This window comes from Lysobacter sp. yr284 (genome assembly GCF_900107375.1).
Taxonomy (GTDB): Bacteria; Pseudomonadota; Gammaproteobacteria; order Xanthomonadales; family Xanthomonadaceae; genus Lysobacter.
This window is the reverse complement of the sequence record NZ_FNPT01000008.1, coordinates 183,697-198,155: the sequence shown is the minus strand read 5'-3', so window position 1 is coordinate 198,155 and position 14,459 is coordinate 183,697. Positions and strand designations below refer to the sequence as shown.

4 protein-coding genes are annotated in these 14,459 nt (G+C 71.6%); all 4 read right to left on the bottom strand.

Features of this window, described 5'->3' with window-relative positions:
* Positions 1-10,810: non-ribosomal peptide synthetase (locus BLV01_RS14635; protein ID WP_175485960.1), on the bottom strand; the 10,810-nt coding region annotated here is incomplete at its 3' end.
* 99 nt (positions 10,811-10,909) lie between these two features.
* A complete protein-coding gene (gene fabD / locus BLV01_RS14630) occupies positions 10,910-12,778 on the bottom strand; it encodes an ACP S-malonyltransferase (RefSeq protein WP_091800976.1) in 1,869 nt (622 codons plus the stop codon).
* 85 nt (positions 12,779-12,863) lie between these two features.
* On the bottom strand, positions 12,864-13,145 hold the full coding sequence (locus BLV01_RS14625) for an acyl carrier protein (RefSeq protein ID WP_217633516.1): 282 nt from the start codon (positions 13,143-13,145) through the stop codon (positions 12,864-12,866).
* 57 nt (positions 13,146-13,202) lie between these two features.
* Positions 13,203-14,447 carry an aminotransferase class I/II-fold pyridoxal phosphate-dependent enzyme gene (locus BLV01_RS14620; protein ID WP_091800973.1) on the bottom strand — a complete coding sequence of 415 codons (1,245 nt, stop codon included), beginning with the start codon at positions 14,445-14,447 and terminating at the stop codon, positions 13,203-13,205.
* Between the last annotated feature and the right edge of the window lie 12 nt (positions 14,448-14,459).

Sequence of the window (14,459 nt, the reverse complement as noted above, 5' to 3'; positions counted from 1 at the left end):
TCCAGATTTCGCCGAGCAGGCCCGGCGCGCACAACTGGCCGGCCGCATCGACGACGTACATCGTGGTGTTCGACACCGGCCGGCCGATCGACAGCCGCCCGGCCGCCAGTTCGGCGTCGTCGGCCGCCGGCATCCAGGCCGAGGACAGCACCGTGGTCTCGGTCGGGCCGTAGGCGTTGACGTAGCGGCCGCGCGCGCTCCAGGTGCGCGCCAGTTCCACGGTCGGGGCCGAGCCGGCGGTGAGGATGCTCAGGGTCGCCGGCACCTGCGCGGGGTCGATCTGCTGCAGGTACGCCGGCGGGAACGCGGCGAAGGCGATGGCGTGCTCGCCCAGGTACGCGGCCAGCGCGCGCGGTTCCTGGATCAACTCGTCGGACAGCAGGTGCAAGGTCGCGCCGACCAGCAGCGCGCCGAAGATCTCGCCGATGGACGCGTCGAAGGTGTGCGGGGCGAACTGGGTGAAGCCCTGGCCGCGGCCGTACAGCCCGGCACCGCCGAGCCACAGGCTGAAGTTGACCAGGTTGCGGTGGCTCAGCGCGACGCCCTTCGGCGTGCCGGTGGTGCCGGAGGTGTAGATCAGGTAGGCGGTGCTGTCGCTGCTTTGCGGCTCGATGTCCGACGTCAGCAACGCCGCGTCGTCGCTGGTCCCGGCGGAAACCTCGACATCGTCGAGGCACAGCGCGGTCAGCGCGGTGCCCTCCACCAGCCCGGCATGCGCGCGCTTGGTCAGCAGGCGCGCGATACCGGCATCGCCGGCGATGAACGCCAGACGCTCGGGCGGGCAGTCCAGCGCCACCGGCACGTAGGCCGCGCCGGCGCGCATGATCGCCAGGATCGCGGCGATCAGCTCCGGTTCCTTCGGCAGCGCCAGCGCGACCCGGTCGCCCGGACGCACGCCGCGGCGGCGCAGCCACCCGGCGATCTGCGCGACCCGCGCCGACAGCCGCTTCCAACTCCAGCGCTCGGCGCCGGAGACGATCGCATCGTCCTCGCCGAGCGCCTCGGCCTGCTGCTGGAATACCTCGTGCGCGCACCGTTGCAGCGGGTAATCGACCTCGCTGCGGTTCCACTCGCACACCGCGCGCTCGCGCTCGGCCGCGCTCAGCGGCGACAGCTGGCCCACGCGCTGGTCGAACCCGTTGGCGACGCCGGCCAGCAGGTGGCCGAGGCGGTCGAGCATGTCGCGCGCGGCCGCGTCGCCGAACTGGCGGCTCTGGTAGGCCAGCTTGAGGGTCAGGCGCGGGCCCGGGTAGACGATCAGGTTCAGCGGGAAATCGCTGCGCTCCACCCCGCGCGCGTCGAGCACGCGCAGCTGCTGCCCGTCCATGCTCGGCAGGCTGCGGTCGAGCGGGAAGTTCTCCACCACCACCAGCGCGTTGAACAGCGCCTGGCCGGCGCGCGCGCCGCAGGCGCGCTGGATCGCCGCCAGCGGCAGGAAACCGTGGTCGCCGTGGTCGAGCTGCATCGACTGCACCTGGCGCAGCCACGCCGACAGCGTCTGCGCCGGATCGATGCGCAGGCGCAGCGGCAACGAGTTGATGAACAGGCCGACCATGCGCTCGATCCCGTCGAGCTCGGGCGGACGGCCGCTGGTGGTGTAGCCGAACAGCACCTCCTCCTCGGCGCTGTACTTGCTTTGCAGCAGGCCCCACGCGGCCAGGATCAGCGTGCCCAGGCTGACGCCTTCGTGCTTGAGCGCGCGGCCGAGCTGCGCGGTCAGCGCGACCGGCAGCTCCAGCACGTGCGCGCGCTGCTCGCCGGGGCCGGCGGTGTCGGCGTCGGCTTCGTCGTCCAGGCGCGCGCTCAGCGCCGCGCTGGCGGCCAGCGGCAGGCCGTCGAGGTAGCGCTGCCAATAGTCCGCGGCGGCCTGATGGTCGCGCGATTCCAGCCATGCGATGTAGTCGCGGTACGGCGGCGGCGCGGCGTTCTGATCATGGCCGGCGTAGACCTGGAACAGCTCCTGCGCCAGCAGGCCCATCGACCAGCCGTCGATCAGCGCATGGTGGTGGGTCCAGGCCAGGCAATGGCGGCGCGCGTCCAGCCGCGCCAGCAGCACCCGCATCGGCGGCGCTTCGCCGAGCGCGAACGCGCGCCGGCGTTCGCCGTCGAGCACGCGTTCGAGTTCGCTCTGGCGTTGGTCGTCGGCCAGCGCGCTCAGGTCGAGCTCGCGCCACGGCAGCGCGACCTCGCCCATCACCGCCTGCAGCAGGCGGTCGCCGCCCAGGTCGAGGAAGGCCGTGCGCAGCACCGGATGGCGCCGCACCAGCTCGACCCAGCTCGCGCGCAGGCGCTGCGGATCGGCGCCGTCCAGTTCCAGCCGCAGCTGGGTCAGGTACAGGCCGTCCGGGTTGGCGCCGTCGCTCATCAGCAGCAGGCCTTGCTGCATGCCGGTGCACGGGTACAGATCCTGCAGCGTCGGGTACTGCCGGCGCAGGTCCTGCAGCTCGGCCGGGGTGCAGTCGGCCAGCGACCACGCCGGCGCGGCCGCGTCGTCGCCGCCCTCGCCCACGCCGGCGCCCGGGCCGCCTTCGTCGTCGGCGATCTCGGCCAGCGTGCGTTCCAACTGCGCGGCCAGCGCGGCGATGGTATCGGCCTGGAACTGGCGCTCGCTGTAGTCGATGCGCACGGTCAGCGCGCCGTGCTCGACGCCGCCTTCCACGCCCAGCGCGTGGCTGCGGCGGCGACGCGCGCCGATGCGGCTGCCGCCGCGGTCCGGGTCGAACGCGCCGAGGTAGTTGAACAGCACCTGCGAGTCGCGACCCGCGCGCGCCTGCTCCAGGTCTTCGTCGCGGGCCAGTTCGTTCAACACCCCAAAGCCGATACCGGCGTGCGGCACCGCCGCCAGCGCGGCGCCGGCGGCGCGCAACTGCCCGCGCAGGTCGGCGCGCAAACCCTCCAGGCGCAGCGGGTACAACGCGGTGAACCAGCCCACGGTCTGGCTCAGGTCCACGCCGTCGAAGCCGGGCACCCCGCTCAGATCCGGACGGCCGTGGCTTTCCAGGTCGATGCGGATCGCATCGACCTGCTGCCACTGGCCCAGCGCGCGGCCCAGCGCCGCGGTCATCAGCTCGTGGATGCGCAGGCCGTGGCGCGCGGTGGCCTGGTCGAGCAGGCGCCGGGTCAGCGCCGGCGACAGGCGCAGTTCGTGCGTGCGGCTGCTGGCCTGCGTCGGCGCCTCGTCGTCGCCGTCCAGGCGCAGCGCCGCCGCCGGCGCGCGCAGCTGGTCCAGCCAATAGCGCTTCTCGGCGTCGATCTCGCCGCTGTAGGCGTAGTCGTGCAGGCGCGCGGCCCAATCCTGGTAGCCGGTCGCGCCCTTGCGCGCCAGCCGCACCGCTTCGCCGCGGCCGAGCTGGTCGAGCGCGGTGGCCAGATCGTCGGCCAGCACCTGCCACGACACCACGTCCACCACCAGGTGGTGCATCACCCACAGCAAGCGCGAACCGTTGGCGTCGCGCAGCCACAGCCAGCGCAGCAGCCGGCCCTGCTTGACGTCGAGCTCGGCCATCGCCGCATCGACCTGCGCCTGCACGTGCTCGCGCGCGGTCGCCGGCGCCTGCGCGGCATCGGCGTCGATCTCGACCAGAGCCTCGTCCCAGGCCTCGGCCGACACAGCCTCGGCGCGGTACTGCGCCATCCAGCCACCGGCGCTTTCGCGGAACTTCAACCGCAGCGCGTCATGGCGGGCCACGATCGCCTGCAGCGCGGCCTGCAGCTGCTCGCGGCCGATGCCTTCGGCCAAAGGCACGTCGGCGTACTGCACGTAGCGGCCGTGCTCGTGGCGGTCGGCTTGCAGGAAGCGCGCCTGGATCGGCAGCAGGCGCTGTTCGCCCTTGCTCGCCTCCTCGGTGTTCGCATCGACGACGACGGCGACAACGGGCGCGGCGGCCGGCGCCGCGGCGGCGCACAGGCGCAAAGCGATCTGGCGGATGGTCTTGTCCTCGGTCAACAGGCGCGGGGTCAACGCGATGCCGCGCTTGCCGGCGCGCGAAACGACCTGGATCGCCAGGATCGAATCGCCGCCGATGGCGTAGAAGCTGTCGTCGACGCCGAAGCGGTCGCTGCCCAGCACCTGCGCCCACACGTCCCACAGCGCGGTTTCCAGCTCGCCCTGCGGCTCGACGAACGCGCTGTGGGCGTAGGCGGAGTGGTCCGGCTCGGGCAGCCGCGCGCGGTCGGCCTTGCCGTTGGCGTTGCGCGGGATCGCCTCGATCAGCACGAACGCCGCCGGCACCATGTATTCGGGCAGTTCGGCCTTGAGCTTGGCCGCGAACGAACCGATCAGGCGGCTGCGCGCGGCTTCGTCGGCCGGCCACTGGCGCGGCACCACGTAGGCCACCAACTGCTTGCGCGCGCCGTCGTCGCGCGCGGCCACCAGCGCCTGGCGCACCTGCTCGTGCGCGGCCAGGGCGTGTTCGATCTCGCCCAGCTCGATGCGGAAGCCGCGCACCTTGACCTGGTGATCGAGGCGGCCGAGGTATTCGACCGTGCCGTCGGCGCGCCAGCGCGCCAGGTCGCCGGTGCGGTACAGGCGTTCGCCGGCGACGAAGGGGCTGTCGAGGAAGCGCTCGGCGGTGAGCTGCGGTTGGCCGAGGTAGCCGCGGCCGACCGCGACGCCGCCGATGAACAGCTCGCCGCCGACGCCGACCGGCAACGGTTGCAGGCGTTCGTCGAGCACGTACAGACGGGTGTTCCACAGCGGCCGGCCGATCGGCACGATCGCGCTGTCGGCGCGCTCGACCGCGCAGCCGCTGGCTTCGATCGCGGTCTCGGTCGGCCCGAACAGGTTGTACAGCGCCGCGTCGGACGTCGCCAGGAAGCGCGCCGCCATCGCCCCGGGCAGGGCTTCGCCGCTGGCGAACAAGCGCCGCAGCGAGGCGCAGCCGCGCAGTTCGTCCTCGTCGAGGAACACCTGCAGCATCGACGGCACGAAGTTGAGCGTGGTGACGCCGTGCTCGCGCACCATCGCGCCGAGGTAGGCCGGGTCGCGGTGGCCGCCGGGCCTGGCGATCGCCAGGGTCGCGCCGTTGAGCAGCGGCCAGAAGATCTCCATCACCGACACGTCGAACGACAGCGGGGTCTTCTGCAGCACCACGTCGCTGGCGTCCATGCCGTAGCTGGACTGCAGCCACTGCATCAGGTTGACCAGCGAGCGGTGCTGGTTCATCGACGCCTTGGGCTTGCCGGTCGAGCCGGAGGTGAAGATCACGTAGATCAGGTCGTCCGGGCCGACGCCGCTGTCGGGCGCGACCGGCTCGTGCGCGGCGATCCGCGCCCAGTCGGCGTCGAGTTCCAGCGTGCGCACCGCGGCGTCGAGCTGGGCCAGCGCCTGTTCGCGCAGGCGATGCTGGGTCAGCACCAGGTCCACGCCGATGTCGGCGACCATCGCCGCCAGCCGCTGCGCCGGCAGTTCCGGGTCCAGCGGCACCCAGGCGCCGCCGGCCTTGAGGATGCCGAGCACGCCGACGATCATCTCCAGCGAACGCTCCGCGCACAGGCCGACCACCCGGTCCGGGCCGACGCCTAGCGTGCGCAGGTGCTGCGCCAGCCGGTTGGCGCGCGCATCGAGTTCGGCGTAGCCCAGGCGCTGGCCGTCGAACACCAGCGCGGTCGCGTCCGGCGTGCGCGCGGCCTGCTCGGCGAACAGCTCGTGCAGGCAACGATCGTCGCTGTAGGCGTGGTCGGTGGCGTTCCACTCGTGCAGCAGGCGCTGGCGCCACGCCGCCGGCAGCAGCTCGGCCTCGCTCCAGCGCACGCCCTCGCCGTCGAGCAGCAGGCCGACCAGATGCTGGTACAGGTCCAGCCACATCGCGATCGAGGCCTCGTCGAACAGGCCGGCGTCGTAGCCGATGCGCACGCCGTATTCGAGTTCGCCGGCGCTGTCCTGGCGTTCGATCAGGCCGAAGATGAAGCGGTAATTGGTGGATTCGTAGCCGCCGACCAGCTGCGGGCGCAGCGCGTCCTGGTGTTCGCCGTAGCGGTGGCTTTCGATGTTGAACAAAGTCGCGAACAGTTCGTCGTCCAGGCGCGGCTTGACCGCCTCGTGGATCTGCGACAGCGGGAACGCCGCGCCTTCGCGCATGCGCGCGAGCTGGCGGTCGACGCTGGCGACGACCGCATCGAGCGCGCGCTCGCCGTCGATGTCCAGCACCAGCGGCAAGGTGTTGACGCAGCAGCCGGTGATCGTCTCGACCCCGGCGATCTCTTCCATGCGCCCGCTCTGGATCACGCCGCAGCGCACCTGCGCCTGGCCGCCGAGGTAGCGCAGCAGGCAGGCGTAGCCGGCCAGCCACAGGCTGTTGGCGGTGACGCCCAGCTGGGTGGCGCGCGCGCGCACGCGGCCGCCGAGCTCGCGGTCGATGGCGGCGGTGAACAGGCGGGTGTCCTGGGCCGCGGTCTCGACCGGCAACGCGCTCGGCAGTTGCGCCGACAGCGGCGCCCACGGCAGCCCGGTCCAATGCGCCAGCCACGCCGGATCGGCCTGCAGGCGGCGTTGCTGGGCGACGATCTGGGCCATGCCGGCCAGCGGCGCGGCCGGCAGCGGCACCGCTTCGCCGAGGTGGTGGCGGTAGCTGTGCAGCAGGTCGGCCAGCAGCAGGTCGATCGACCAGCCGTCGTGGATAAGGTGATGGATCGACAGCAGCGCGTGGAAGTGTTCGCCGCCGTCGTCGATGGCCTGCAGTTCGAACAACGGCGCGCGCTCCAGCCGCACCGGCTGCGATCGCGCCTGCTGCAGCAGGCGCTGCGCCAGTTGCGCGCCCTCGCCCGCCGCGGCGCGGTGCGCGCGCGGCTCGAACGCCAGCTGCGCCAGCACCAGTTGCTGCGGCTCCAGGCCGTCGGCCTCGCGCACCACGGTGCGCAGGCAGTCGTGGCGGGCGACCCAGTCGGCGCTCGCGCGGCCCCAGGCCGCGGCATCGAACGCGCGCGGCATGCGGTAGACCATCTGCACCTGGTAGGTGTCGGGATGGCGGTGCATGGTCCGCTGCATGTCGGTCAGCGGGTACAGCCCTTGCGCCTGCGCGTGCGTCGGCACCGCGGCGGCCTGCGCGCGGTCGAGGCCGGCGAGCGGGAAGTCCGCCGGGGTCCAGCGCCGCTGCGCCGGGTCGCAGCAGTGGGCGACGACCTCGCCCAGGGCCTGGATCAGCGCCGGCCCGAAGCGCGAGGCGCTGTCGCCGGGCCAGCCGGCCGGATCGTGGTACAGGCTCAGGATCAGTTCGCCGTCGCGGATCTCGCCTTCCACCGACAGCGCGTACGGGCTGGCGTTGCCGGCGCCGAGCTCGATCGCCGCCATCGGCACGGTGCGCCAGCCCTGTTGCTGGCGCTGGATCACGCCGGAGAAATTGAACAGCACCTGCGGCGCGCGGTACGCGGCGAACGCGGCGCGCAGCGCCGGGTCCTGGGCCAGGTAGCGCAGCGCATAGAAATCGCGGCCGCGCGCCGGCACCGCGGCGCGGGTTTCCTTCAGCTCGACCAGCCAGTCGCCGAGCGCGTCGGCGCCGGCCTGCGCCGGCACCGGCAGCGCCAGCGGATGCACGCTGGTGAACCAGCCGACGGTGCGGTCCAGGCCCTGCGCGCCGGCGTAGTCCTCGTCGCGGCCGTGCCATTCCACGTCGATGGCGACGCGCTCGACGCCGAGCGTGCGCGCCAATGCCAGGTAGGTCGCCGCCAGCACCAGTTCCTCGGCGCTCTGGCGGTAGCAGTCCGGCGCCTGTTCGAGCAGGCGGCGGCTGTCCTCGCGCGGGAGCCGGTGTTCGCCGACGATCACTTCGCCGGCCGCGCCCTGCGCAGCGGCGATCGGCAGCGGCGGCGTCGCCGCCACCGCCTCCAGCACCGGGCTCCACTGCGCGAGCTGGCGCGCCGGCTCGCGGCCGGCATCGGCATTGAGCCGCTGCGACCAGTCCAGGTAAGCCAGGCTCTTGCCCGGCAGCACGTCCTGCGCCGACGCCGCGTCGGCGTCGTAGAGATGGCGCAGGTCGTCGAGCAGGATGCCGTGGCTGACCGTATCGACCAACAGATGGTGCAGCACCCACACCACGCGGGTGCGCTGGGCGGTGCGCAGCGCGGCGATGCGGAACAGCGGCGCCTGGGCCAGGTCGAGTTCGCCGGCGAGTTCGTCGCGGCAGCGCGCGGCGGCGGCGTCGAGTTCGGCCTCTGCCACCTCGCGCACGGCGATGGGCGGCAGTTCGAAGCCTTCGCTGGCGATGTCCTGCCGCCACGAGGCGGCCTCGCGGCCGCGCGCGCCCAGGCGCACGAAGCGCGCGCGCAGTTGGTCGTGATAGTCCGCCAGTTGGGCGAAGGCGCGGCGCAGGCGCTCCAGGTCCAGCGGCTGCGCGCTTTCGAACGCCAGGGTCTGGCAGAAGTCGCCGGGGTTGCCCAGCTCCAGGTCGAAGAACCAGCCCTGGATCGGGCTCAGCGGCGCGCTGCCGTGCACGCCGGCATAGTCGCGCTGGGCCTGGCGGCCGCCGCGGCGCAGCAGTTCGGCGAAATCGGCCAGGCGCGGGCGCGCCAGCAACTGCGCCGAACTCGCGTGGTAGCCCAGGCGCTTGAGCGCCGACATCACCACCAGCGAGGTCAGCGAGTCGCCGCCGAGGTGGACGAAGTTGTCCTCGCGCGAGACCTGCGGCTGCTGCAGCACGCCGCTCCATATCTGCGCGATCTGTTGCTCCAGTTCGTCGGCGTGGTCGCCGCCGCCGTGCGCCTGCTGCGCCGGCGCCGGGGCCTGCGTCAGGCGCTCGCGCAGCGCGCGGTAGTCGGTCTTGCCGTTGACGGTCAGCGGCAGCGCATCCAGCCACACCAGCCGGTTGGGCAGCGCCCAGGCCGGCAGCGCCTGGCCGAGCGCGGCGCGCACCGCGTCCTCGGGCTGCGCGGCGCCGGCGCAGAACGCGACCAGTTGCTTGCCGGCGTCCAGGTCCACCGCGACCACCGCCGCGGCGCCGACGCCGGGCAGCTGGCGCAACGCAGCTTCGACCTCGCCCGGTTCCAGGCGATGGCCGCGCAGCTTGATCTGGTCGTCCACGCGCCCGGCGAAGATCAGCCGGTTGCGTTCGTCCAGGCACGACAGGTCGCCGCTGCGGTACCAGCGCATGCGCTCGAAGTTGAGGAACTTGTCGCGGGTCATGTCCTCGCGCTTGAGATAGCCGTGGGTCACGCCCGCGCCGCCGATCAGCAGCTCGCCGATGGCGCCGCGCGGCAACGCGTGGTTGAAGCGGTTGACCACGCGCACTGCGGTGTTGGCGATCGGCTCGCCGATGGCGATCGGCTCGTGCGGATCGGGCAGATGGCGCGCGTGCCAGGCGGTCGAGAGGATCGTGGTCTCGGTCGGGCCGTAGGCGTTGACGTACTGCAGGTGCGGCTGCCAGCGCCGGATCAGCTCGTGGTCGGGCGCCGAGCCTGCCGTCAGCAAGGTGCGCTGGTACGGCAGGCGCTCGGGCGAGAGGTGCTTGGCGTACTGCGGCGGGAACGCCGAGAAGCTGACCCGGTGCTCGCTCATGTAGGCCTGCAGGCGCTCGGGATCGTCGATCAGCGCGGCCGGCAGGATCACCAGGCTCAGGCCGTTGAGCAGGGTCGAGTGGATCTCGGCGACCGAGGCGTCGAAGGTGAACGGCGCGAACTGCGAGACCACGTCGTCGGCGTCGACCAACTCGGCGATATGGCCGACGAAGTTGAGCAGGTTGCCGTGGCCGACCTTGACGCCCTTGGGGCGGCCGGTCGAGCCGGAGGTGAAGATCGCATACGCGAGATCGTCGCTGGCCAGCGCCGGTTCCTGGCGCGGCCGCGCCGGGCCGCGTTCGGGCGGCAGCGCGTCGATGTCCAGGCAGTGCGCCTGCGCCAGCGCGGCGCGGATCGGCGCGACGCAGTCGGTTTCGGCCAGCACGAAGCGCATGTCGGCGTCGTCGGCCATCGCCTGCAGGCGCGCGGCCGGCTGCTGCGCGTCCATCGGCACGAACGCCGCGCCGATCTTCAGCACCGCCAGCTGCGCGGCGACCATGCGCCGGCTGCGGCCGAAGCACACGCCGACGAAATCGCCGACGCCGGCGCCGGCCTCGTGCAGGGCCTGGGCCCAGCGCTCGGCCAGCGCGTCGAGTTCGGCGAAGCCGATCCGGCCCTCGCCGTCGATCACCGCGACCTTGTGCGGATGCTCGGCCACGCGCGCGGCGAAGCGCTCGACCAGGTTGCCGGCGATCGGCGCGTCCGGGCCGGCCATGTGCGCGCGCAGCGCGCCGTGGCCGTGCGCGCCGTCGGACAGCGCGTCGAGCGCCGACAGCAGCGTTTCGGGCTGTTCCAGCGTCGCCGCCAGCAGCCGCGTCCACAGGCCGATGGCGAAACGCTGGTAGGACTCGCTGAAGCGGCTGGCGTCGCAATCCACGACCCAGCGGCCGCGATCGTGGATCAGCGCGAACTCGGTCTGTCCCGGATCGCTGGCGCCGTGCAGCAGCACCGCGTGGCAGCGCAGCTGGTCGGCCAGGCCGACGTGGGTGGCGTCGTCGCGGTCGAGCCAGCCGGCCTCGTCCTCGCGCCACTGCCGCTGCACCTGCTCGCGCAGTTCGCCCAGCGAGGTCGAGGCGTCGACCGCGCTGGTCAGCGGCCAGCACTTGCCGTCGCGGCGGCCGAGCAGGCAGGTGATCACCGGCTCGTCGTTGTAGCGCAACCAGTGCAGCGCCGCATGCCAGGCCGCCACGCAGGTGGCCAGGTCGGCCGCCGCCGGCGCCGCGCATTCCAGCGCGCGGCGCTGGCCGTGATCCTGCGCGCAGGCGTTGCCGTCGTTGAGCGAGCTCGAAAGATCCAGGCCGTGGTCGGCGTAAGGCAGGCTCACGGTATTCGTTGACTCGTGCTCGACGGACATTCCTTGCTCTCCACCGTTGCGTGCTGCGGTCTGCGGGTTGCGGATGTGGGTGCGGTCGCGCGTGCGCGGCTACGCGGCCAGTTGGCCGAGCAGGCGCTGCACCGTTTCCAGGTTGCGGCCGAACTGGTTGATCGACACCGCGTGGGCGACGCGGTCGCCGTAGCCGTGCTTGATGAAGCCCGACAAGGTCCCGGTCGGACCGAGGTCGACGAAACGGATCGCCTCGCCCTGGCTGAGCGAGCCGATCAACTGGTGGAAGTCCACCGGCTGGCGGATCACGTCCCAGAAGTACTGCGCGTCGAAGGCCTCGACTTCGCGCCCGCGCATCGCCGAGTACATCGGCAGGCGCGGCGCCTGGCTGCGCACGGCCTGGGCGTGGCGGCGGAACTCGGCCTCGATCGGATCGACCCCGGCCGAATGGAAGGCGTGGTCCACCGGCAGCAGCAGCGAGGCCACGTCGACTTCGTCGAGCCGCTGCTTGATCGCCTGCAAGGCGTCCTGCGCGGCGCTGACCACGAAGTTGCGGCCGAAGTTGACGCTGGCCAGGGCGGCGCCGGTATACAGCTGCGGATGGCGCTGGAAATGATCGACCGAAGTCAGCACGGTCAGCATGCCGCCGCCGCGGGTCTGCTGGTCGAGCAGGCCGGCCTGGCGCACTACCAACGCCATGGCGTCTTCCAGCGAGATCGCGCCGGCGACGACCGCGGCGACGTATTCGCCGAGGCTGTAGCCGAGCACGCCGTCGGGCTCGATGCCGGCGTCGATCAGCACCTGGGTCAGGCTGTAGCCGAGGCTGAACAAGGCCGGGTGCGACAGCCGCACGTCGGTCATGTCGTGATGCTTGCGGCTGTCGTCGTAAAGCTCGGCGACCATGCTGCGGCCGGTATGGGCGCGGTGCAGCGCGTCGCAGGCGTCCATCGCCGCGCGGAAGGCGGCGTTGTGGCGGTACAGCTCCTGGCCCATCAGGTAGTACTGCGAGCCCTGGCCGGAGTACATGAACACCGTGCGCGGGCGGCCGGGGCGCGGCGCGGCGGCGGGCGCCGGCGCCGCGGCGGTCGCGGGCGCTTCGCTCAACGCCAGCGGCGCCTGCTTGATCTTGAACTGCAGATTGGTCAGCACGTCGCCCGGGCCGATCTCCTCCAGTTCGACCGGGCCCTGCGCCAGCAGCCAGGACATCGATTCGTACCACTTCACCGGGTGGGTGATCTGGCGCGCCAGCAGGTCGCGATAGTCCTGCGCCGGATACGGCCGCGCGCTGACGTTGGCGATCACCTGCGCGCGCAGCGGCCGCAGCTCGAAACCGGCGGCGAACTCGGCGAAGCGCGCCTGCACGTCCTGCATGAAGCGCGAATGGAACGCGGCGCTGACGTTGAGGCGGACGAAGCGCGCGCCGGCGTCGGCGAACAGCGCTTCGCAGCGCTGGATCTGGTCGAAGTCGCCGGAGATCACCGTCTGCATGGCCGAGTTGATGTTGGCCAGGTCGATGCGGTCGAACTCCGAATCCGCCAGCAGCTGCGCGACCCGCGCCTGGTCGATGCCGATCACCGCCGCCATCGCCCCGCGCGGCGCCTGCGCCATCAGCCGGCCGCGCTCGGCGACCAGGGCCAGGCCGGTGCGGAAGTCGAAGGCGTCGGCGGCGAACAGCGCGGCGAACTCGCCCAGGCTGTGGCCGGCGTAGACCGCCGGCAGCGCGTCGCCGCGGTCGCGCCGCTCCAGGAACGCCAGCGCCGACACGGCGAACAGCGCCGGCTGGGTGTACTGGGTCTGGCGCAGCAGCTCGCCCTTACCGTCCAGCGCATCCTCAAGGCACAGCTCGCGGATCGAATAGTCCAGCACCTCGTCCGCTTCGCGGACCAGATGCGGATAGCGCTCGAAACCCGCCGCGCCCATGCCCTTGTGCTGGGACCCCTGTCCCGGGAACACCCAAACCGATGTCATGCGTGCATCTCTCTGGCGTTGCGCCGGGGCGCATTGGTGTGCGTGCGCGCGCGGCCGGCGCGTGCCGGCCGCGCGGCGGTACGGCTCAGGCCGCGGCGACGGCCTCGCGGCCGGCGGCTTCGAGCTTGCCCTGCAGCAGCGCGACGACGTCGCCCAGGGTGTACAGGTCGCGCTTCTCGGCATCGCCCACGGCCACGCCCAGGCGCTGTTCCAGCTCGTACCAGATCTCCAGCATCTCGCGCGAATCCACGCCCAGGTCGCCGCCCAGGTAGGAATCGTGGTCGACCGTGTCGCGGGTGAAACCGGTTTTCTTGATGTCGTTGATGACGTCCAGAACCGCGGTCATCGCCTGATCTTGCTTGCTCATGGCTGTTCTCCTTTTCGACTCGTTTGCTTGTGCGGACCGCGCTCGCGCGCGCGGCGCTTACAGCGCGCCGTGCTCGCGCGCGACCTGGGCGATCATCTCGACCGCGGTATCGATTTCTTCGTGGGTGTGGGTGGCCATCACCGACAGGCGCAGGCGCTCAAGGCCCGGCGGCACCATCGGGTATTCCATGATGTTGGCGAACAGGCCGCGACGATAAAGCGCGCGGTTGATCTTGCGCACCACGCCGTCCTCGCTGAAGAACACCGGGATGATTCCCGAATCGCCGCGGATGATGCGCATGCCCTGCGCTTCGAGCTTGTCCTGCATGTAGCGCACGTTGGCGTGCAGGCGCTCGATCCGCTCGGGCTCGCGCTCGATCACGTCCAGCGCGGCGGAGATCGCGGCGATGGTCGGCTGGGCCAGGCCCGAGGTGAACAGATAGGGATAGGAGAAGTTGCGCAGCAGGAAGATGTGCTCCTTGCTGCCGGACACGAACGCGCCCTGCGCGCCGATGGCCTTGGAGCAGGTGGACATGCGCAGGTCGACCTGGCCCATCAGGTCCAGGTGTTCGAGCGTGCCGCGGCCGTGCTTGCCGACCGTGCCCAGGCCGTGGGCGTCGTCGAGGATGACGATGATGTCGTGGGCGCGGCAGATCTCCAGGTACTGCTTGAGCTCGATGATGGTGCCGTCGATCGAGCGAACGCCTTCCACGGTGGAGAAGATCTGCACGCCGGGCTTGGCTTTTTGCTTGATCCGCACGATCAGCTTCTCGAACTCCTCCAGCCGCTCCGGGTCGAAGGTGTAGAACGGCACGTTGGTCATCTTGATCGCGTTGATGACGCTGGCGTGGCTGTTCTTGTCGTAGACGATGATGTCGTTGCGGTTCATCAGGCCGTTGACCCAGCACAGGTTGGCCATGTAGCCGCCGGGCAGCAGCACCGCGTCCTCGTGGCCGGCCAGCGCGGCCAGGCGCTGTTCCAGTTCCTTGTGCTGGCGGGTGTAGCCGGAGAACGCCGGCGAGCCGCCCGAGCCGATGCCGTACTTCTCCACCGCCTCGATGACCTTGGCCTTGACGTAGGGATCGTTCGACAGCCCCAGGTAGCTGTTGGAGCCGAACACCAGCACCTCGTTGAACTGGTCGCTGTTGAGATCCTTGTATTTCATGCGCCGGTCGACCGGGCCGAAGCCTTCGCGTCCGGTCATGAAGCCCTGCTCGACCTCGTTGAGGTAGAGCGAATACTGGAACGCGAGCCGTTGCTTGAAGGGCTGGCGTTCGAGTTCGATCAGCGCGCGGGAGTCCATGGTTGCGTCCTG

Coding starts and splice junctions, on each gene's coding strand:
- fabD (WP_091800976.1), bottom strand. CDS start 12,778: ATGACATCGGTTTGGGTGTTCCCGGGACAGGGGTCCCAGCACAAGGGC.
- BLV01_RS14625 (WP_217633516.1), bottom strand. CDS start 13,145: ATGAGCAAGCAAGATCAGGCGATGACCGCGGTTCTGGACGTCATCAAC.
- BLV01_RS14620 (WP_091800973.1), bottom strand. CDS start 14,447: ATGGACTCCCGCGCGCTGATCGAACTCGAACGCCAGCCCTTCAAGCAA.